The sequence below is a fragment of the Streptomyces sp. NPDC020965 genome (genome assembly GCF_044333555.1).
In the GTDB taxonomy this organism is placed as follows: Bacteria; Actinomycetota; Actinomycetes; order Streptomycetales; family Streptomycetaceae; genus Streptomyces.
In genome coordinates this window covers 565,913-587,521 of record NZ_JBIRRE010000005.1, presented here as the reverse complement: position 1 = coordinate 587,521, position 21,609 = coordinate 565,913, and the positions used below count along the sequence as shown (strand labels likewise).

Here is a 21,609-nt window from a genome sequence, read left to right as displayed (position 1 = left end):
CCTACCGGGGCCGGTCGTACCGGTCTGCACGTAGGATCGCCGACGCGCGGAGGGGGCCCGCCGCTCACGGGGGCGTCGGTGCGGAACCTGCCCATCCGCATACATCCGTATCGAGGGATTGATGCTCCGGTGAGCCAGATCGTCGTGAAACGCCCGCCGAGGTCGCTACCGCCCGAAGTACCCACGGACGAGCTGGCCCTTGAGCCTCCTCCTGAGCTGCCCCGCGGTCAGCAAGAGGGGATGCTGATGCAGATCCTGCCGGTCCTCGGCATGGGCTCGTCGGTGGTCTTCTTCTTCTCGCCGCAGGCGCCTCCCTTCATGCGCATCATGGGTGTGCTGATGCTGGTCTCGACCGTGGCAATGGTCGTGGCACAGGTCGTCAGATTCCGCCGCGGTACGCAGGGGCAAATTGCGGATGTCCGTCGGGACTACCTCAAATACCTCGCCCAGACCCGGCGCACGATCCGCCGGACGGCCCGCCGCCAGCGGGACGCACAGCTCTATCTGAACCCCGACCCCGAGCAGCTCTGGTCCCTGGTGGCCGAGGGCTCGCGGGTGTGGGAACGACGGGTGGGCGACAAGGACTTCGGCCAGATCCGGGTCGGCCTCGGCGCACAGCAGCTCGCCACCCCGCTGATCGCCCCGGAGACCGCTCCGGTGGACGAGCTGGAGCCGCTGGCCGCCGGGGCGATGCAGCAGTTCCTCGCGGTGCACGGTTCGCTGGACGGGCTGCCGATGGCGATCTCGATGCGTGCCTTCTACCATCTGACGATCTCCGGGGAGCCGGAGTCGGCGCGGTCCGCCGCGCGGGCGCTGGTCGCCCAACTCACGACGCTGCACTCCCCCGAGGATCTGATGGTCGCCGTGGTGGTGGCGCCGGGCGCGGTGGAGCGCTGGGACTGGACGAAGTGGCTTCCGCACACCCAGGTGCCGGGGCAGATCGACGGCGCCGGTACGAAGCGGCTCTTCGGCGACGACCTCGGCGAGCTGGAGCGGTCGTTGCACAGCAGGCTGGACGGCCGGCCCCGGTTCAGCCGGGAGAACCAGCCGGTGCTCGACCAGCCGCATGTCGTGGTCGTCCTGGACGGCGGCACGGTGCCGCCGGACTCGCTCTTCGCGGCGGCCGAGGGCCTCCAGGGCGTCACCATCGTGGAGGTCGTCTCCGGCGAGTTGGACGAGCCGCGCGGTGGGCTCTCGATCGTCGTACGGCCCGGCCGGCTGCGGCTCGCCTCCGGTCACCGGGTGGCGTACGAGGGCGTCCCGGACGGCATCTCGCTGCCGGCCGCCGAAGCGCTCGCCCGTCAGCTCGCCCCGCTGCGGACCGGCGGGGGCGACGACGACGAACCGCTGCTGGCCAATCTGGACTTCACCGATCTGCTGAACCTGGGGGACGCGGGCGGGGTCGACGTGGCCCGCACCTGGCGCCCCCGCTCCATGGCGGAGCGGCTGCGGGTGCCGATCGGTGTCGGCGAGGACGGCCAGCCGGTGATGCTCGACCTCAAGGAGGCGGCGCAGGAGGGCATGGGCCCGCACGGGCTCTGTGTCGGGGCGACCGGTTCCGGCAAGTCGGAGCTGCTGCGCACCCTGGTGCTCGGGCTCGCGGTCACCCACTCGTCGGAGACGCTGAACTTCGTCCTCGCGGACTTCAAGGGCGGCGCGACCTTCGCCGGGATGTCGCAGATGCCGCACGTCGCGGCCGTGATCACCAACCTGTCGGACGATCTGACGCTGGTCGACCGGATGGGCGACGCGATTCGGGGCGAACTCCAGCGGCGCCAGGAACTACTGCACCGGTCCGGTAATTACGCCAACATCCACGACTACGAGAAGGCCCGTGCCGCTGGGGCACCACTGGAACCGCTGGCCTCTCTCGTCCTGGTGCTCGACGAGTTCTCCGAACTGCTCACCGCGAAACCCGACTTCATCGACATGTTCATCCAGATCGGCCGGATCGGGCGTTCGCTGGGGGTGCATCTGCTGCTGGCCTCGCAGCGTCTGGAGGAGGGCAAACTGCGCGGGCTCGACACCTACCTCTCGTACCGCATCGGGCTGCGGACCTTCTCCGCCGCCGAGTCTCGGACGGCGATCGGAGTGCCGGACGCCTACCATCTGCCGTCGGTGCCGGGTTCCGGGTATCTGAAGTTCGGTACGGAGGACATGACGCGCTTCAAGGCGGCGTACGTCTCCGGCACGTACCGCACTGGGGGTCCGGACCTGTCGGCCGGTCAGTTGCCGATCGAGCGGCGACCCGCCGTCTTCACCGCGGCCCCGGTGCCGGTGGTGTACGCGGCGCCTGACCCGGCCGCGACCGCCCGCCGCGGCGCGGGCGACGACGCGCTGGCGGACACGGTGCTCGATGTGATCGTGCGCCGGCTGGAGGGCCAGGGGGTGCCGGCCCATCAGGTGTGGCTGCCGCCGCTGGACCGGGCGCCCACGCTGGACCAGTTGCTGCCGGGTCTCGCGCCCACCGCCGACCGGGGGCTCACCGCGACCGAGTACACCCGCCCCGGTGGGCTGACGGTCCCGCTCGGCCTGATCGACAAGCCGTTCGAGCAGCGGCGCGAGGTGCTGTACCGCGACTTCTCGGGCGCGGCGGGGCACATGATGGTCGTCGGTGGACCGCAGTCCGGGAAGTCGACGCTGATACGGACCCTGGTCTCGTCCTTCGCGCTCACCCACACCCCGGCCGAGGTGCAGTTCTACTGTCTGGACTTCGGCGGCGGCGGACTGTCGTCGCTGGCCGAGCTGCCGCATGTGGGCGGGGTCGCCTCCCGGCTGGATCCCGAGCGGGTGCGGCGCGCGGTCGCCGAGGTGCTCGGGGTGCTGAACCGGCGTGAGGAGTTCTTCAGGTCCCACGGCATCGACTCCGTCACCACCTACCGCCGCAAGCGCGCCGCCGGGGAGCTGCCCGGGGAGGCGTGGGGCGACGTCTTCCTCGTCATCGACGGCTGGGGCGGCTTCAAGAACGACTACGAGATGCTGGAGCCGGTCGTCGCGGACCTCACCGCGCGCGGTCTGGGCTACGGCATCCACGTCGTCCTCACCGCCGCCCGGTACATGGAGGTCAGGGCGGCGCTCAAGGACCAGATGCTGGGGCGGCTCGAATTGCGGCTCGGCGATGTCATGGACTCCGAGTTCGACCGCAAGGTGGCGGCGAACGTGCCGCCGGGGGTGCCGGGCCGCGGCCAGGTCCCCGAGAAGCTGCACTTCATGACGGCCCTGCCGAGGATCGACTCGGTCAGCTCGGCGGCCGATCTCTCGGACGGTACGACGGCGTTCGTCCAGTCGGTCAGGAGCCACTGGAGTGGGGCGCCCGCGCCGGTCATCCGGCTGCTGCCGCGCCGGCTGCCCGCCGAGCGGCTGCCGAAGGGGTTCGAGCAGCGGGCGCAGGGCATCGCGATCGGTATCGACGAGACCAGCCTGGAGCCGGTGTTCGTGGACTTCGAGACCGACCCGTTCTTCCTGGTCTTCGGGGAGAGCGAATCGGGCAAGACCGCGCTGCTGCGGCTGATCGCCCAGCGGATCACCGAGCGCTACACCCCGGAGGAGGCGCGGATCGTGGTCGGCGACTACCGCCGGACCATGTTGGAGGCGGTGCCGTCCTCGCACCTGCTGGAGTACGCGCCGATGACCTCGGCGATGGAACTGCACATGGACGCCATCAACACGGTCATGGGCAGGCGGGCGCCGAAGCCGGACATCACCCCGCAGCAGCTACGGGACCGCAGTTGGTGGACGGGACCGCAGCTCTTCGTGATCATCGACGATTACGAGCTGGTCGCCACGGCCTCGGGCAACCCGCTCGCGGCGCTGGTGGAGCACCTGCCGTTCGCGCGGGACGTCGGCATCCGCTTCATCATCGCCCGCAGCTCCGCCGGTGCCTCACGGGCGCTGTACGAGTCGTTCATGCAGCGGGTCAAGGAGTTGGGGGCGCAGGGCGTCATCCTCTCCGGTGACCCCGGCGAGGGCGACATCCTGGGTCATGTACGGGCCCGGCCGATGCCCCCGGGGCGGGGCACCTTCGTCTCCCGCAAGCGGGGCGCGCCGTTGATCCAGGTGGGCTGGCTGCCGGATCGGTGAGCCGCATAAGGTGAGCGCCGGGGGTGCCCGGCGCTCACCTTCCGCGTGTGACGGGGTGATCCCGTACCGCCCGTGGGCGTTGGTCCCGGGCCCTCCCGCGCACCGCGTACGACCTGTCCCCGTGGGATCTCTGAAAGGCACAGCGCCGATGGCTGACGCAGTCGACAAGGAACGCGAGAAGGAAGAGTTGTACGCCCTCGACATCTCCGGCGTGGAGTGGCTGAGCGCGCCCGGTACCAGCGCGGACGAGGAGCGGGTGGAGATCGCGTACCTGCCGGGCGGCGGGGTCGCGATGCGCTCCTCGCTCGATCAGGACACCGTTCTGCGGTACACCGAGGCGGAGTGGCGGGCGTTCGTCCTCGGCGCGCGCGACGGGGAGTTCGACCTCCACTGAGGGTGTTGTCATGGCGAAGGGGACCGTGCCGCTCGGCGGACGGTCCCCTTCGTTTCGTGCGCTTCGTCGCGTGCTTCGTTTCGTACGTGGTGGAGGGCGCGTCTCGTACGTGGCGGAGTGCGCGTCAGCTCATCGTGCGGAAGCGGGCGGCGTTGCCCCGGTCCGTCTCCTGGTAGCCGGCGACGGACTGGTCCAGCAGCCGGGCGATGGTCGCCAGGTCCTGGTTGAGTCCGTCCATGTTCTGGGCGATGTTGCCCTGGAGCGCGATGTACGCGTCCTTGGCCTCGCCCTCCCAGGCGCCCGCGACCTGCTTGACCCGGTTCATCAGTTCGTCGAGCTGCTGGTTGAGGTAGGTCGAGGTGGCGCGCACATCGCCGGCCGCCATGGTCACCGTGTCGTAGTTGACGGCAGTCGTCATTCTTTGCTCCTTGAGGGGAAGGTCGGAGGTCCCGCGCCACCGCGGTGGCGCGGAGGGCCCGTACGGCGCCTCAGATGCTGAGGATGGCGCTGCTGCCCTTGGCGGCTTCCATCTTCCGGAAGGACGAGATGCGCTCGCTCTCCTCGGCGTCGAAGCCGTCGGCGCTCATCTTGACCAGGTTCTGGAGATTCTCCAGATCGCGCTGGACGTTGCGCAGGCGCAGATTGAGATCGCTCTGGACGCGGTCGTACTCCTGGCTCGCCGCACCCTTCCAGCCGGCCTGAATGCGGTCGACGACACCGTTGAGCGAGGTGATCCGGTTGCTCAGTTCGTTCTGGAAGCTGTCGATCTTGCCGGAGAGTGCGGTGATCTCACTACTGGTGACCTTCAGATTCTCATTGCCCGACATCGTGCCCCTTCTTCCTTCGACGGTGACGTAGACGGAAGCCCTGTGGATGCCGCCCCCGTGTCGGCCCGGTTCCCACCGGTCCTATCGTCACTCTATCCACTCGGTATGACAGTTCCAACTGCAAAGTCTTTACCGCTGACTTGCCCTCTGCGCCCGCTCAGGAGGGCCTTCGGCGCCGGGTGTCCCGGATGACCGTCGCGGTCCCGGCGACCACCGCGACCAGGACGACGCCGATGCCCAGCGCATAGGTCGCGTACCGCTCCCGGCGCTCCTGCGGGGTCTCGGTCAGGGCCAGCGCGGCGGGCTCGGGGGCGGGCGGCTTGGGCGGGCCCGGGTCGGCGCTGGGGGCGGGGATCGGGCCCGCCGCGCCGTCCAGCGCGCGCACCGGGTCGATGATTCCCCAGCCGACGAAGTCGTCCCGGCCGTTGATGTTGCGTTCGGCGGTCTGCTCGATCTGGGCGACGATCTGGGGCGCCGTCCAGGTGGGGTACTTGGCCTTGAGCAGCGCCACCACCCCGGTCACGTACGGTGCGGAGAAGCTGGTGCCGTTGTCGACGCACTGACCGCCGCCGGGGACGGTGGAGACGACATCGACGCCCGGGGCGGCGACCCCGACGAACGCGCCGGGCTGGGAGAACGCCGCGCGTTCGTTGTTGCGGTCGGACGATGCGACGGCGAGCACACCGGGGAAGGCCGCGGGATAGGTGTTCTTCGTGCGGCCGTCCATGCCGTCGTTGCCGGCCGATGCGACGACGACGATCTCCTTGTCCAGGGCCCGCTGGACCGCCAGGTTCAGCCGGGAGTGGAGCTGGAGCGGTTTGGTGGTGTCCTGGGAGATGTTGATGACATCGGCCTCTTCGGCGATGGCGTGGTCGATCGCCTCGGCCATCGTCTTGTCGTTGCCGCTGTTCTTCTCGTCGTTCTGCCGGATCGGGATGATCGTGGCCTGGGGCGCGAGACCGACGAAACCGGTGCCCCTGCGGGGGCGCGCCGCGATGATGCCGGCGACCTTGGTGCCGTGGCCGATCACGTCGACGGTGCCCTTGGTCTTCCCGGCGTCGCCGTCGGGGTCCTCCTTGTCGACCGGTAGGAGGTCCGCGCCGGCCGAGGCGTCCACGGCCGACCGCAGTTGCGGGTTCTTGACGTCCACTCCGGTGTCGATGACGGCGACCCGCACGCCCTTGCCCTTGGTGTCCTGCCAGAGCTGGTCCAGCAGGACGCGCTGGAGCGGCCAGGGGATGCCGGCTATCTGCTGGGGCATGGGGAAGGTGCACTCACCGCCGCCGGCGAGGCGCACGGCGGTGTCCGCCGCGGGGTGCTGAGAGTCGGTGGGGCCGGTGGCGGCGGGGTGTTCAGCCGCGCCCGCCGTCGGGGTCGGGGGCACCGCGGCCAGTCCCGTCAGCGCGGTCGCGGCCGCGAGCAGGGCCGCCTTCCCGGTCAGTCGTCGCACGGGTCGGATCGGTCGCACTGGTCGCACCCCTCACGAACCCTGCGGCTGGCGCGCGCTGTTGGTGGCGAGCCGGGGGCCCTTGGACAGGAACTCCGACCACGTGATCGGTACGAGTGCGGGGGTGACCTTGCCGTAGCCGAGCCGGATCTGCGCCTGGCTGGGCTCCGGGCGGCCGTCCGCCTGCTTCTCCTGGTCACCGGCGCCGATGTCGGAGCGCCCGGAGTCACTGTCGCCGTTCTCCTGGACCGCGTACCGCAGTCCGGTGTCGGTGACCAGGAAGAGCGAGCCGCCCGGCTCGGTCTGCCGGCCGGCGACCTGGGTGTAGAGGAGCCCGGTTCCGGGGGTGACATAGGTACTACTGCCGCCGGCGGTGATCTCCTGCGGATACTGCGAACCCGCCCAGACGGAGAGGGTCGTACGGCCCTTGTCGTCGACGTCCCGCAGCACGCTACAGACGGTGTCCCGCTCCCCGGTCGCCGAGTTGACCTGCTTGGCCCTGAGCTCGGGCCACCGGTGCGAGGCGGCGAAGACGGCCGAGTCGGGGGAGAGTGAGGGCGCGTCCACGGCGGTCGCCCGGCCCGCCATATCGAGCGGATCGGTCTGCTTGGAGTTGATCAGCAGCCAGGCGGTGAAGTCGGAGACCCGCTGGACCCGGCCCGCCAGGACCACATAGTGCTGGGGGCCGGTACCGGTCTGCGCCCGGAGGACCATGCCGACCTTGTCCTGCTCCGGGGTGAGTCCACCGCCGACGCCCGCGTCCGCGCCCACCGTGCCCGGGACCCGGGGGAAGCCGATCGGGCTGCCGTCGTGCAGGGTGGCCAGCCAGTCGTCGGTGACGGACTGCGGCTCCTCACTGCCGACGAGGGTGCGGGTGAGGAGATCGCTCGGGAAACCCGGGATCGCGTACTTGGTGCCCGAGGGGTCGACCAGATAGCGCTGGCCGTCCTGCCCCTTCACATAGAGGACCTGGTCGCCGGTGAGCTTCCGCGACCCCTCCGTCTTCTTCAGGTCCCGCTCGCCGAACACGAAGGTCGCCTTCTGTACGGAGGTGCTTTCCCCGGCACCGGGCTGCTGGCAGACCGCCCATCGTTTGGCCTTCCCGGCCTCCTTCTCACCGGGCAGCCGGTCGGGGGCGTAGGGGATGCCGAGGATCGGTCCGCGCGGCGGCTTCCCCTTGTCCAGGATGTCGTCGCTGACGGTGATCACCTTGAACTGCCGGGGATCGAGCAGCAGTCGGGCGGAGGCGAGGTTCAACACCGGGTGGAGCAGGATCTTCTCGTTCTTGGCCTTGCCGGTCTTCAGCACCACATAGCGGGTGGTGGACTTCTTGCCCACGATCACCTTGGTGCCGGGGGCCGCCCAGTTCTTGGGCGCCTTGGGCTTGAACATGCCGACCGCGCCGAAGCCGGCCAGGATCAGCGCCCCCACGATCAGACCGGGGAGGATCGCACGCATCGGGCGCGGGGCCCCTTCTTCCGTACCCGTGGCGGAGGGCTGGAGGAATGCCGCGACCGTGCGCTTCTTCGCAAAGGTGTACGCGTTGAGCTCATCCCGCCGAGATGCCATGAGTCCCCATTGGTCAAGAAGGCGCTGTCTCCCCGTGGGGTCCGTGTGGTGCGTACGGTCCCCCGGCCCTGGTTGTCGGACCGGGCCCCTACTATGCCTGTTATCGGATGATGCTCGCGGGGCGGGTAGGGTGATCCGGCCGCCAAAAGCCCTTGCCCGCAGGGGTCGACGGGGATGATCAGGGTGAATTGGGGCCTTACCAACGGGGGGACGGAATAATGGCTTCCGCTACGCGCGCGCGGCCTGATACTCCGGGACGGACCCCGACACCGGCCCCGGCGCCAGAGCGGGGATCGGTCGCCCCCCGACTGAGTGGCCGACCCGGACACTTCGGATCGTTCCGACTGCAACAACTCGTGCTGATCGAGATCGCCGCCGCGCTGCTGCTCGTCGCCTGGGTGGTCGACACCCTGCTGCTGGTCCCGGCGTTCGTCGTCGCCGCCGTGCTGGTGCCGCTCGCCCTGGTGCGCCGCCACCACCGATCGCTGCCCGAGTGGCTCGCCACCTTCCTCACACTGCGCGCGCGGACCCGGAGGGCGGCCTCCCTGACACCACCGCCGGAGACCGAGCCCGGGCTCGCCCCCGTCGTCGAGTGCGACCCCGCTCTGCGGACCTCGACCTACAGTGACCGCGACCGGCGCCCCGTGGGCATGATCGGGGACGGTACCTTCCTCACCGCCGTGCTCCAGGTCGAGTCGGACGCGACCGCGCTGCGGCCGGACCGGACCGCGCGACCGCTGCCCCTGACACTCGTCCGGGACGTGCTGGAGGTAGACGGCATCCGGCTGGAGTCCGCACAGATCGTCCAGCACACCCAGCCGGCGCCCGCGCCGCACCTGCCGCCGCAGTCGGTCGCCGCGCGCAACTACGCGCCGCTCCAGGCACAGACCGGCTCGCCGGCGCTGCGGATCACCTGGATCGCGCTGAAGCTCGACCCCGAGCTGTGCCCGGAGGCGGTCGCGGCGCGTGGCGGCGGGCTCGAAGGCGCGCAGAAGTGCCTGGTGCGCACCGCCGACCAGCTCGCCAGCCGGCTCGCCGGCGCCGGATTCACGGCGACCGTGCTGACCGAGCAGGAGCTGACCTCGGCCCTCGCGACCTCGACCTGCGCGAACCCACTCGCCATCGCCCAGGCGGGCCGGGCCGACGCGCCCACCCGGCGCACCCGGGAGACCTCGCGCACCTGGCGCGTGGACGACCGCCGTCACACCACTTACTGGGTGGGCCGCTGGCCCCAACTGGGCGGCGACGGTGCCTCGATGCCCCAACTCGTCGCCCTGCTGACCTCGATACCCGCCCTCGCCACCACCTTCAGCCTCACCCTGGGTCCGGGTGACCGGCAGGGGGTGACCCTCAGTGGGCACCTGCGGATCACCGGGCGCAGCGACGAGGAGTTGCTCACCGCCCGGCACGAACTGGAGCGCGCGGCGCGCGGGGTCAAGACCGGTCTGGTCCGGCTCGACCGCGAACAGCTACCCGGAATGCTCGCCACTCTGCCGCTCGGGGGAGCCCGCTGATGTCGTCGTCCGCCGCCAGACCGCGTATCGGCTTCGGGCTGATCGGACCGCGTCGCGACCGGCACACGCTGTCGCTCGACCAACTGGAGCCGCTCGCGCTGCCGGTGGGCGACGACGGAGTGATCATCGGTGTGGACGCCGAGGGCAGACCGTCGGTACTCGGTGTCAACCGCCCTACGGCGTACGACGTCACGCTGATCGGCGGGCTGTGGACAGCGCAGGTCCTCGCGCTGCGGGCGGCGGCGACGGGGGCCCGGGTCACCGTCGAGACCGGCCGGGCGCCCGCCTGGACGGCGCTCGCGCAGGCCGCTGGCGGGGGGCAGCAGTGCATCTCGTTGCACGACGTGGGCCGGGTGCCGCCGCAGGGCGCTTCGGCCGGCAGCCCGGTGGTCGTCATCCGTGACTGCGGGATGCGGCCGCCGCGCGGCCGGGTGGTCTCGGCGCCCTGGCAGTCGGTGGTGACCCTGCTGCCGTATCTCAGCCCCGTCGCACCCCGGCTGATGGAGAAGTCGGGACTGGTCGGCGTGCAGCGCGTCGCCCCCGACGAGGCGGCCCGGGTCGGAGAGCTCATGCATCTGCCGCGCACCGAGGTGGAGGCGCTCTCCACCCTGGCCGATGGGGTCACGCTCTGGTGTACGGCGCGGGATCGGCAGTTCGTCATGACCCAGGCCACCGATGCCGAGACCGGATTGTTGGGCGGCGCCCGCCGGATGGACTAACAGGCGGAAGCCCGTTGGTGATTACCGGTGAATGTCTGGGTTTGCCCCGTGGGATTTCCGTATACCACCAGGTCCCGTTCGCGTGGCGTGCGGCGCGTGCGGGACCGGACGGCGGCGCACGGGTGGTCGGCCCTGCCGTACCCGCCTTGTTGACGATTAGGGTGGTACGGAGAACGGCAGAAGACCTTTGCGGTCGCCCCCACCCACCACGGCACCAGGGTGCTCGACCACACCAGGAGGCACAGTGAACAGCGATCGTGACGAGGTCCGCGGGGCATGGGACCGTCCCGCCGACGAGTCCGACGCAGAGCCCGCCGATGTGACGGGTGAGTTCACCATCGACTACACCCCACCGGCCTGGTACACGCAGAACGCGGCGGGTGACACCGCGGGCGGCGGGGCGGGGTCAGCAGTGACCCCGCCGGCGCCGGACGGGGCGCCGGTGGCGGTGCCGGGGCTTCCCACGGGGAGCGGGTTCGAGCCGAACTGGGCACCGGTGCCGAAGGCGGTCGAGCCTGCCGCCGCTGGGCCGCTGACCACTGGCGGGCCCGCGGAGCGAGGAGCGGGGGAGTCCGGGGCACCGACGTCGGCTACCGAGCCACCGGTCTCCGCCGCTGCCGGATCACCGGCTTCGGCTACCGGATCAGGGGCCTCGGGCGAGGGCGCGGGTGAGCTCGCGGGTACCGGTGGGGCCGCTTCGGTGCCGCCTGATGCCGCGCCACCGGTTCCCGGGCCGGATACGGACTCCTTGACGAACTCCCCGGTCGGCCGGGTACCCGGTCAAGCGTCCGCCACGAACGACGCCGACGGCGGGGTTCCGGCCCTGCCGCCGCAGGCGGACCCGGCTGGTCCCGCGCCCCGGATTCCGGCGCCGCACCCTCCCGCGCCGGTGGCTCCGCCCGCAACGGCGGCCGATGGCTCGGCAGCCGACGTCGGTCCCTCGGTGCCGGCCCAGGGGCCGGTCGCGCCCGCGCCTCGGCTTCCCGCGCCGGGCCTCGCCCCCGGGAGCGCGGGCGGCGGCGACCCCGCCTCCGACGGTGCGCGCCCGTTCGGTGGTGACGCCCCGGAGAGCGGCGCGAGCACCACACACTCCTCCCCCGCCGCGCCGAAGCGCGCGTCGGGGGAGCCGGACGCGTCCCGGACCAGCGAGGGCGATCGACCGTCCGCGGCCCCGGACGGCACCGACGACACAACAGATACGGGCGAATCCACCGCGCCGGTCGGCGAGACCGGGCCCGCCACGGCGACGGCCCCCTCCGCCGCCGACGCCCACCCCGAGACCGACCCGCACGCCGTCGCCGCGACGGAGGGCCCGGCCCCCGACACCGAGACCACGACCACGGCCACGGCCACGGCAGAGAGCACCGCCGACACCGGAGCCGGACACCACGCCGACGCCACCGCCGTCGGGGACACCGAAGCGGCCCCTACGCCCGCCCCGGTTCCGACGCCCGGCCCCGGTGCGGGTTTCGCCCCCGGCCCTGGCGAACCGCGCGCCGACCAGCCCGAGGTGACGGCCGGTGACCCTGCCAGCCCCGCGTCGCCGGACCCGGCCCCCGTACCGGCCCGGCCCTGGACTCCGGCGCCCCCCGCGCAGGGCGCGCTACCGCCCCTGCCCCCCGCCTTCCAGCCGGCCGCACCCGCGTCCGCGCCGCAGTGGCCCGTCTCCCCGGGGACCAGCGAGGAGTCCGCAGCTCCGCAGGCCCAGGCTCCCGCCCCGCCCCAGCCGGGCCCGCCGCCAGGGTACGGATTCCCACACCCAAGCCAGCAGGGCCCGCCCCCCGGCTACGCCCCGCCCGTACCGCTCCCGCCACAGGTGCCCCACCAGCCGCAGCAGCCCCAGGGGGGCTACGGCTTCCCGCCGCCCGGGCAGCCCGTACCGACACCGGGCGGCCCTCCGAGCAGCTACGGCTTCCCGCCGCCCCCGCCCCAGGCGCATCCGGAGCCGCCGCGCCACTCCGCGCCGCTGCCGCCGGCCGCACCCGGCCCCGGCCCCGCAGCACTGCCGCCACAGGCCCCGGCCCCGCAGCAGCCTCCGCAGCCCGGCTACGGCTTCCCCCCGGCCGGGCAGCACGCCGCGCCCGGCCCCGTACCGCTACCGCCGCAGGCCCCCCAACCACCCACGCAGCAGGCTCCGGCCGGTCCGCCCGCCGACCCCCGCGCCGGGGCCGCCTGGCCATCGGCGGTCACCCACGACCAGCGCGAGCGCTCCGTGCCGGGCGCGCCGCTCGGCTACACGGCCGCCGTCGAGCTGTCCTCCGACCGGCTGCTCCGCAACAGCAAGCAGAAGGCCAGGTCCAGCCGGAACCCGACCGGAGTGGCGTCCCGGTTCAAGCTGGGCGGCAAGAAGGAGGAGGCCGAGCGGCAGCGGAAGCTCGAACTGATCCGCACGCCGGTGCTCTCCTGCTACCGGATCGCGGTCATCAGTCTCAAGGGCGGGGTCGGCAAGACCACCACGACCACCGCACTCGGTTCGACCCTGGCCACCGAGCGGCAGGACAAGATCCTGGCCATCGACGCCAACCCGGACGCCGGGACGCTCGGCCGCCGGGTGCGCCGTGAGACCGGGGCGACGATCCGGGACCTGGTGCAGGCGATCCCGTACCTCAACTCGTACATGGACATCCGGCGGTTCACCTCTCAGGCGCCCTCCGGTCTGGAGATCATCGCCAACGACGTCGACCCGGCCGTCTCCACGTCCTTCAACGACGAGGACTACCGGCGGTCGATCGAGGTGCTCGGGCGGCAGTACCCGATCATCCTCACCGACTCCGGTACGGGGCTGCTCTACAGCGCGATGCGCGGGGTGTTGGACCTCGCCGATCAGCTGATCATCGTCTCGACACCGTCCGTGGACGGCGCGAGCAGCGCGTCCACGACGCTGGACTGGCTCTCCGCACACGGGTACGCGGAGCTGGTGCAGCGTTCCGTCACGGTCATCTCCGGGGTCCGCGAGACCGGCAAGATGATCAAGGTGGACGATATCGTCCAGCACTTCCAGACCCGGTGCCGCGGTGTGGTCGTGGTGCCGTTCGACGAGCACCTCGCGGCCGGTGCCGAGGTCGACCTGGACATGATGCGGCCGAAGACCCGCGAGGCGTACTTCAATCTGTCCGCGCTGATCGCGGAGGACTTCATCCGCGCCCAGCAACAGCAGGGACTGTGGACGGCGGACGGCAACCCACCGCCGACGATGCCCCCGCCGATGCCGGGACACCAGCCCGGCGCTCCGGGCCCTGCCGGTCACCCGGGCCAGCCCGGACACTCCGCCCCGTACGGACAGCCGCCCCAGCACGCGCCCGGACACCACGGCGAGCGGCACGGCGGGCCCTATCCGGCGCAGCCGCCGTACCAGCAGGGCGGCCCGCACCAGCCGTATCCGCCGCAGGGCTGGCAGCAGCCCCCTCCCGCACAGGGCCGGCCGGGTGGTTCCGAACCGTACGATCCGGAGCCGTCGCCGCCACCCGCGGGCTGGCCGCCGCGTCAGCCCCCGGCCGCCCCGGGGCAGTAGGAGGGCGGCGGATCGGGCCACCGAGGGCCGCACGGTCAGGGCGACCGTGCGGCCCTCGGGCCGTTCCCGCCGCCCACACGCCGGGTCGCGGAGCGTTGACGCGGCGCATGGCCGCTGGTAGACCTCGCCTCACCGGCGAGTGATGACGCGAGGTCATGCCATGGCCCCTCAGGTTCTCCCCCGCATCCGTGTCCTGCTGGCGTCGGGTGTGAGCGCGGCGCTGGTGGCCGTGTTCCCGCAGGCCGCCGGGGCCGCCGACGGTCGGAGCGGCGGGCCCCGGGTCCTCACCGTCGCCGTATCGCAGAGCGTCGACTCCCTGAGCCCGTTCCTGGCGCAGCGGCTGGTGGCCACCACGATCCACCGGCTGATCTACGAGACGCTGACGAACCACGACGTCAAGGACGGGCGGCCGATTCCGGGCCTGGCCACCTCGTGGCGGTCCTCGCCGTCCAAGCTGACCTGGACGTACACCATCCGCGCCAACACGTCCTGGTCCGACGGCCGACCGGTGACGGCCGACGACGCGGCCTGGACGTTCAACAAGATGCTCACCGATCCGGACGCCGCGACGGCCAACGGCAGTTTCACCGCCAACTTCCGGAGGGTCACCGCGCCGGACCCGCGGACACTCGTCATCGAACTGCGGAAACCGCAGGCCACGATGGCCGCGCTCGATGTCCCGATCGTGCCGCGGCATGTGTGGGAGAAGGTCGGCGACTTCGCGAAGTTCAACAACGACAGGACGTTCCCCATCGTCGGCAACGGTCCGTTCGTCATGACGGACTTCAAGGTCGACCAGTGGGTGCGGCTCAAACCCAACAAGGGCTTCTGGCGTGGCGCGCCCCGCTTCGACGAACTGGTGCTCCGGTACTACAAGGACGGCGACGCGGGCGTGGCCGCCCTCCGCAAGGGCGAGGTCTCGTTCGTCCAGGGCCTCACCCCGGCCCAGGCGGCGGCCCTGCGGAAGACCGCCGGGATCCGGGTCAACGACGCACCCGGCCGCCGATTCTTCGCGCTCGCCGTCAATCCGGGCGCACGGGCCAAGGACGGCACGGCCTTCGGCAACGGCCACCGGGCGCTGCGCGATCCCGCCGTACGCCGGGCGCTCTTCCAGGCCGTCGATCGCCGGGCCATCGTGGACAAGGTCTTCCAGGGGCACGCCGTGGCGGGCGAGGGCTATATCCCGCCGCGTTTCGCGGCGTACTTCTGGAGACCGGGGGCCGCCCAGCGGATCGCGTACGACCCGCGGAAGGCGGCGGCGCTGCTCGACCGGGCGGGCTATCGGCGCGACGGCGCCGGACGGCGGCTCGGCAAGGACGGCCGGGCGCTCTCCTTCCGGATCCTCTGTCACGCCACCGACCCCAACGACAAGGCCGTCGGCCAGTACCTCCAGGAGTGGTGGGGCGGGCTCGGCATCGGGCTGACGGTGAACTGTCTGGACAATGTCTCCGACCCCTGGGGCAAGGGCGACTACGATCTGGCCTTCGACGGCTGGTCGGTCAATCCGGACCCCGATTTCGTCCTCTCCATCCACACCTGTGGCGCGCTGCCCGCGACGCCCGGGGACACCGGGGCGACCGACAACTTCATCTGCGACCGGCGCTTCGATGAGCTGTACGCACGACAGTCCGGCGAGTACGACCCGGTGCGGCGGGCCGAGTTGGTGCGGCGGATGCAGTCGCGGCTGTACGACACGGACTACCTCCAGGTGCTGGCCTATCCGAACGCGGTCGAGGCGTACCGCACCGATCACATCGCGTCGATCACGACGATGCCGGAGGCCGCGGGCAACATCTGGGGGCAGGACGGCTACTGGAGCTGGTGGTCGGCCGAACCGGCCGACGGGAGCGGCGTCACCGACCAGGCATCGGCCACCACGGTGATGAGCTGGATGGGCGCGGTCGCCGGGCTGGGCGCGGTGCTCGCGCTGATCGTCGGGGTACGGCGGCGGGCGACGGCGGACGACCGTGAGTAGGGCGCGGCACCGGGGGCGGGCGCGCGGTGCGGGGAAGCACCGCACCGGGGCGGGCCGGGACCGCACGACGACGGAACGGGTCCGCACGCCCCCGAGCACACGCCGCAGGACACCCGGCCGGGACCGTACGCCGCTGAGCACACGCCGCACGGCACCGGGCCAGAACCGTACGCCGACGGATCGGGGCCGCACGACACCGGACGAGGTCCGTACGCACCCGCGCGGGCGCCGGCCCGGCGCGCCGCCGAGCGGGCCCCGTACCCGCGTCGACTCCCCCATCGGTGTGGAGGTGCGATGACCGCGACCACGGGCGACGCGACCGCGGTGGTGCCGGCCGGGGAGACCCGTACCAGCAGCGGGACCGTGCGGGCCTATCTCCGCTATACGGCGGCCCGGCTCGGCGGCGCGGCGGTCTCGCTGTTCGCCGTGCTCGTCACCAGCTTCTTCCTCTTCCGGATCATCCCCGGCGATCCGGCGAAGGCCATGACCCAGGGGATGCCGACCTCGGCCGAACAGCTCGCCACACTGCGCCGCCAGTTCGGCCTCGACCAGCCGGTGTGGCAGCAGTTCACCGACTACTGCGCGAAGGCGCTGACGGGCGATCTGGGCACGTCGTACCAGTTCCGCGCCCCGGTCGGCGAGCTGATCGCACAGAAGGTGCCCGCCACGCTGCTGCTCACCGGGACCGCCGTGGTGCTCTACTCGGCGATCGGGCTCTGGTTGGGGACCCGCGCCGCCTGGCGGCACGGCCGGTTGGGCGACCGTCTCACCACCGGGGTGGCGCTCACCCTCTGGTCGGTGCCGTCGTTCTGGCTGGGGCTGCTGCTGATCACCACCTTCTCCGTCGGCGTCGGCCCGGTGCCGGGGCTCTTCCCGACCGGGGGCATGGAATCGGGTGGCGCGACCGGCATGGGGTACGTGGCCGATGTCGCCCACCACATGGTGCTGCCGGTGCTGACCCTGGTCGCGGTGGGGTACGCGCAGACACTGCTGGTGATGCGGTCGTCGCTGCTGGACGAGATGGGCGGCGACTATCTGACGACGGCTCGGGCCAAGGGGCTGCGGGACGCCGTCGTCCGGCGCCGCCACGCCGTGCCCAACGCGCTGCTGCCCACGGTGACGATGGTCTTCATCAATCTGGGCCATGTGGCGGCCGGTTCGATCCTGGTGGAGACCGTGTTCTCCTGGCCGGGGCTCGGCGGGCTGTTCTACCAGGCCCTGAGCGTGCCCGATCTGCCGCTGGTGCAGGGGCTCTTCGTGGTCTTCGCCGGGGCGATGATCCTGATGAACCTCCTCGCGGACCTGCTCTATCCGCTACTCGACCCCCGGGTGGCCCGATGACGCCTTCAACAACAGGGCCGACGCCCCCACCGCCGCCGCGGAACTCACTGGTGTGGGCGCGCCGCCGCGCGTCCGTGGGCCGCTTCTGGCGGGCCTACCGCACGGGTCGAGCCGGGCTCTTCGGGCTCGGCGCGCTCGCGCTGATCGCCCTGGTGGCGCTGGCCGCCCCACTGCTGGCCGGCGGTGAGGTGCGCCGGGTGACCGACGCCCCCGGTGCGGCGCTGGAGCCGCCGAGCGGCACCTTCCCGCTGGGAACCGATCAGTTCGGGCGGTCCCTACTGGGGCTGCTGGTGTGGGGGGCGCGGATCTCGCTGACCGTGGGGCTGCTGGCCGCCGCCCTGTCGGTGGCGATCGGCACGCTCGTGGGGATCGTCGCCGGACACTACGGCGGCTGGTTCTCGACCGTGCTGATGCGGGTCACCGACTGGTTCCTGGTGATGCCGACGCTGGTGCTGGCGATCGTGCTGGCGACGGTGATGTCCCGGAGCGTCTGGACCGTGATCATCGCGATCGGGGTGACGAGCTGGCCGACGACGGCACGGCTGGTGCGCGCGCAGACGATCGCGGTCGAATCCCGCCCGTACATCGAACGCGCCCGGGCACTCGGCGGCGGACACGGGCACATCATGAAGCGCCATGTCCTGCCGAACGTCATGCCGTTGGTGCTCGCGCAGACGACCCTCGGCATCTCCACGGCGATCCTCACCGAAGCGACGCTCGCCTTCCTCGGGCTGGGCGATCCGACGGTCGTCTCCTGGGGCGGGATGCTCCAGGACGCCCGGGAGGCCGGCGCGGTCTCCTCCGGCCACTGGTGGTACCTGGCGCCGCCGGGGATGGCGGTCGCGCTGGTGGCCCTCGCGTTCATCGTCTGCGGGCGGGCGATCGAGACGGTGCTCAATCCGAGGCTGGGGGCCGGTCGATGAGTCTGCTGGAGATCAGGGACCTGCGGGTGACGTACGGGGCGGGGGCGGCGGCCGTCCCCGCCGTCCGGGGCGTCGATCTGACGCTGCCGGCCGGCCGGAAACTGGGACTCGCCGGTGAGTCCGGCTGTGGCAAGTCGACCCTCGCGCTGGCGCTGCTGCGGCTGCTCCCCGCCTCCGCCCGGCTGAGCGGGGAGATCCTGCTCGACGGCGAGGACGTGCTCACCATGGGGTGGGGCCGACTGCGGGCGGTGCGCTGGGCGGGCGCCTCGATCGTCTTCCAGGGCGCCATGCACTCACTGAACGCGGTACGGCGGATCGGCGACCAGATCGCCGAACCGATCCTGCTGCACCAGAAGGCGGCCCCAGCGGTGGCGCGGCGCCGGGTCGGCGAACTGCTGCGCGAGGTGGGACTGCCGGTCGGCCGGGCCGACGCCTATCCGCACGAGCTGTCCGGGGGGCAGCGGCAGCGCGTGATGATCGCAATGGCGCTGGCCTGCGACCCCCGACTGATCGTGGCCGACGAGCCGACGACCGCGCTCGATGTGATGATCCAGGCCCAGATCCTGCGGCTGATCGAACAGCTCGTCACGGAACAGGACATCGGACTGCTGATGATCAGCCACGATCTGGCGGTGCTGGCGGACACCTGTGACCGCCTGGCGGTGATGTACGCGGGACGGGTGGTGGAGGAGGGCCCGGCGTCCTCGGTGTACGCCCACGCGCGACACCCGTACGGGCGGGCCCTGTCGGCGGCCTTCCCCCGCGTCGGCGACCCGGCCTCGCGCCGGGCACCGGCCGGGCTGCCCGGCGATCCGCCCGATCCGGCCGCGCTCCCCCCGGGCTGCGCGTTCCACCCGCGCTGCGCCGTGGCACTGGAGGTGTGCGCGGTGGACGAACAGGAACTGACGGGGGACGACGAGGACGACGGACACCGGGTGGCCTGCGTACGGATGTCACCCGACCGGTTCGGGAGCGCGTCATGACCGGCCGTCCCCCGCCCGCCGACGGGCCACCGCCCCCGGACACGCCACCGCCCGCCGACGGGCCACTGCCCCCGGACGCGCCCCTGCTCACCCCCGCGCCCCTGCTCACCGCCACCGATCTGCGGATCGTCTTCCCGGGTCGGCGCGGCGGACCGGCCGCGCGGGCCGTGGACGGGGTGGACCTCACCATCGGCGCGGGCGAGATCGTGGCCCTGGTCGGCGAGTCCGGCTGCGGCAAGACGACGCTGGCGCGCTCCCTGCTCGGTCTGGTCCCGCCGACCTCGGGCCGGATCACCTTCGGCGGCCGTCCGCTCGACCACTCACCGCGCGCGCTCAAGGCCCACCGGCGCCGGGTCCAACTGGTGCTCCAGGACCCGAGCGGCTCCCTCAACCCACGGCACACGGTGTACGAGGCGGTCGCTGAGGGGCTGCGCGTCCACGGCTGTCCCGGGGACGAGCGCGCGGCGGTCGCGGCGGCGCTCGCCCAGGCCGGACTGCGCCCGCCCGAGCGCTTCTTCCTGCGCTATCCGCACGAGCTGTCGGGTGGCCAGCGGCAGCGCGTCGTCATCGCCGGGGCCCTGGTCCTGACGCCCGATCTGATCGTCGCCGATGAGCCGGTGGCCTCGCTGGACGCCTCCGTACGCGGCGAGATCCTGGCACTGCTGCTGCGGCTCCGGGACGAACTGGGGCTCTCGGCGCTGGTGGTGACCCACGATCTGGGGCTGGCCTGGAACATCGCGGACCGGGTGGCGGTGATGTACCTCGGGCGGATCGTGGAGTGCGGGCCGGTGGAGGAGGTGCTGACGGCGCCCCGGCATCCGTACACCCGGGCCCTGCTGTCGGTCCTGCCGGAGTCGGAACCCGCCCCGGTGGTGCTGGCAGGTGAGCCGCCGGATCCGTCCCGGGTCCCCGGCGGGTGCCGGTTCCACGAGCGCTGCCCGGTACTGGCGTCGGGCGGGGCGGAGCGGGCGGGGGTGGCGCACCGCTGCCGGTCCGAGGGGCTCCCGGTGCTGGTGGGGGCGGGGGTGGCCTGTCACTGGGCGGGCGCGACGGCCCCCGTACAAGCAGCAGGTCGGCTGCCCGTGGACCCCACGCCAGACCCCACGCCGCCTACGGGGCGGTCAGCTCCCGGCACTTCTTGACGTCGTCGGCCATCGCCACCAGCAGATCGTCCACGGAGTCGAACTTCTTCATGCCCCGCACATAGGCCAGGAAGTCCACCGCGACGTGCAGCCCGTACAGATCGAGGCCGACGCGGTCGATCGCGTACGCCTCCACGGTCCGCTCCGTGGCGTCGAACTGGGGGTTGGTGCCCACCGAGATCGCGGCCGGCATCCGTTCGCCGTCCGCCGTCAGCCAGCCCGCGTACACCCCGTCCGCCGGGATCGCCGTATGCGGCAGGGTCTCCACATTGGCCGTGGGGAAGCCCAGCTCACGGCCGCGCTGCGCGCCCCGGACGACGACGCCCTCGACGCGGTGCGGGCGGCCCAGGATCTCGTGGGCGCCCGCCACATCACCCGCCGCGACCAGGCGGCGGGTCAGGGTCGAGGAGAAGGGCAGACCGCCGCCGGCCGCACCCGTGACATAGAGGTCGACGACCTCGACCTCGTAGTCGTAGGTCGCGCCCAGCTCGGCGAGGAAGGCCACATTGCCGGCCGCCTTGTGGCCGAAGCGGAAGTTAGGGCCCTCGACCACGGCCCGTGCGTGCAACTTGTCGACCAGCACCTTCACGATGAAATCGGCCGGTGACAGCTTGGAGAACTCCGAGGTGAACGGGAGGATCAGCACCGCGTCCACACCCAGCTCGGCCATCAGCTCGGCGCGCCGGTGGTGCGGGGCGAGCAGGGGCGGATGGCTGCCGGGGCGGACGACCTCGCTCGGGTGCGGATCGAAGGTCACGACGACCGACGGCACCGCCAGCTCGCGCGCCCGCGCGACCGCCCGCCCGATGATGAGCTGGTGTCCGCGGTGCACCCCGTCGTAGGAGCCAATGGTGACGACGCTGCGTCCCCAGTCCTGGGGGATGTCCTCCAAGCCACGCCAGCGCTGCACTGTGACCGCTCCTCGCCCGAACCTGTGTACTGGATGTGCCGATACGGCGTTTACCCGCCGACCCAGGTCTAAGACTGCCATGTCCGTGGCGGTCGGTTCGCATCGGTGTCGCCCACGCGCTCCGTGCAACGGCCGCCCGGGGGACGGCGGACGGGTCGCGGAGGTTCCGGCGGGGGGGGGGGGGGGGGGGGGGGGGGGGGGGGCCCCCCCCCCCCCCCGGGGGGGGGGGGGGGGGGGAACCCCGAGGCGAGTGCCGAACCCGCCCCCCACCCCC

At 72.2% G+C, this 21,609-nt stretch carries 15 protein-coding genes; 10 read left to right on the top strand and 5 right to left on the bottom strand.

Features of this window, described 5'->3' with window-relative positions; translation table 11 throughout:
- Positions 1–129: 129 nt before the first annotated feature.
- The gene (gene eccCa / locus ACH4S7_RS19000) at positions 130–4,080 is read left to right on the top strand and encodes a type VII secretion protein EccCa (protein WP_398522347.1); all 3,951 of its coding nucleotides are present in this window, start codon (positions 130–132) and stop codon (positions 4,078–4,080) included.
- 148 nt (positions 4,081–4,228) lie between these two features.
- Positions 4,229–4,474 (top strand): DUF397 domain-containing protein, encoded by a 246-nt coding sequence (locus tag ACH4S7_RS18995; RefSeq protein WP_398522346.1) that lies wholly within the window; start codon positions 4,229–4,231, stop codon positions 4,472–4,474.
- A gap of 124 nt (positions 4,475–4,598) precedes the next feature.
- Here ACH4S7_RS18995 and ACH4S7_RS18990 read toward each other — a convergent pair whose 3' ends face one another.
- The 4 genes from ACH4S7_RS18990 to eccB form a co-directional block, all read right to left on the bottom strand.
- On the bottom strand, positions 4,599–4,892 hold the full coding sequence (locus ACH4S7_RS18990) for a WXG100 family type VII secretion target (RefSeq protein WP_398522345.1): 294 nt from the start codon (positions 4,890–4,892) through the stop codon (positions 4,599–4,601).
- Between the two features lie 70 nt (positions 4,893–4,962).
- Positions 4,963–5,301, bottom strand: a complete 339-nt coding sequence (locus ACH4S7_RS18985) for a WXG100 family type VII secretion target (RefSeq protein ID WP_398522344.1) — start codon at positions 5,299–5,301, stop codon at positions 4,963–4,965.
- Between the two features lie 157 nt (positions 5,302–5,458).
- Positions 5,459–6,751 (bottom strand): type VII secretion-associated serine protease mycosin, encoded by a 1,293-nt coding sequence (gene mycP, locus ACH4S7_RS18980; protein ID WP_398522343.1) that lies wholly within the window; start codon positions 6,749–6,751, stop codon positions 5,459–5,461.
- Positions 6,752–6,781: 30 nt separating this feature from the next.
- Positions 6,782–8,317: a type VII secretion protein EccB gene (gene eccB, locus ACH4S7_RS18975; protein WP_398522342.1), complete on the bottom strand. Its 1,536-nt coding sequence runs from the start codon at positions 8,315–8,317 to the stop codon at positions 6,782–6,784.
- A 218-nt stretch (positions 8,318–8,535) separates the two neighbouring features.
- Between eccB and eccE the strand changes: the two genes are divergently transcribed.
- The 8 genes from eccE (at position 8,536) to ACH4S7_RS18935 (ending at position 20,425) form a co-directional block, all read left to right on the top strand.
- Positions 8,536–9,831: a type VII secretion protein EccE gene (gene eccE / locus ACH4S7_RS18970; RefSeq protein WP_398522341.1), complete on the top strand. Its 1,296-nt coding sequence runs from the start codon at positions 8,536–8,538 to the stop codon at positions 9,829–9,831.
- Positions 9,831–10,550: a hypothetical protein gene (locus tag ACH4S7_RS18965; protein ID WP_398522340.1), complete on the top strand. Its 720-nt coding sequence runs from the start codon at positions 9,831–9,833 to the stop codon at positions 10,548–10,550. Before eccE ends, ACH4S7_RS18965 begins: the two co-directional genes overlap by 1 nt.
- A gap of 244 nt (positions 10,551–10,794) precedes the next feature.
- On the top strand, positions 10,795–14,061 hold the full coding sequence (locus ACH4S7_RS18960; protein ID WP_398522339.1) for an SCO5717 family growth-regulating ATPase: 3,267 nt from the start codon (positions 10,795–10,797) through the stop codon (positions 14,059–14,061).
- A 160-nt stretch (positions 14,062–14,221) separates the two neighbouring features.
- A complete protein-coding gene (locus ACH4S7_RS18955) occupies positions 14,222–16,036 on the top strand; it encodes an ABC transporter substrate-binding protein (RefSeq protein ID WP_398522338.1) in 1,815 nt (604 codons plus the stop codon).
- 294 nt (positions 16,037–16,330) lie between these two features.
- Entirely contained in the window at positions 16,331–17,377 is a 1,047-nt protein-coding gene (locus ACH4S7_RS18950) for an ABC transporter permease (protein ID WP_398522337.1), read from the top strand.
- Positions 17,374–18,300, top strand: coding sequence for an ABC transporter permease (locus ACH4S7_RS18945; RefSeq protein ID WP_398522336.1), 927 nt, complete (start codon positions 17,374–17,376; stop codon positions 18,298–18,300). The genes ACH4S7_RS18950 and ACH4S7_RS18945 overlap by 4 nt, the downstream gene beginning before the upstream one ends.
- Entirely contained in the window at positions 18,297–19,283 is a 987-nt protein-coding gene (locus ACH4S7_RS18940) for an ABC transporter ATP-binding protein (RefSeq protein WP_398522335.1), read from the top strand. The genes ACH4S7_RS18945 and ACH4S7_RS18940 overlap by 4 nt, the downstream gene beginning before the upstream one ends.
- Entirely contained in the window at positions 19,280–20,425 is a 1,146-nt protein-coding gene (locus ACH4S7_RS18935) for an ABC transporter ATP-binding protein (RefSeq protein ID WP_398522334.1), read from the top strand. The genes ACH4S7_RS18940 and ACH4S7_RS18935 overlap by 4 nt, the downstream gene beginning before the upstream one ends.
- On the opposite strand, the gene ACH4S7_RS18930 is transcribed toward ACH4S7_RS18935, so the two are convergent.
- The gene (locus ACH4S7_RS18930) at positions 20,394–21,335 is read right to left on the bottom strand and encodes a bifunctional riboflavin kinase/FAD synthetase (protein WP_398522333.1); all 942 of its coding nucleotides are present in this window, start codon (positions 21,333–21,335) and stop codon (positions 20,394–20,396) included. The two genes, ACH4S7_RS18935 and ACH4S7_RS18930, sit on opposite strands and share 32 nt — an antisense overlap.
- Between the last annotated feature and the right edge of the window lie 274 nt (positions 21,336–21,609).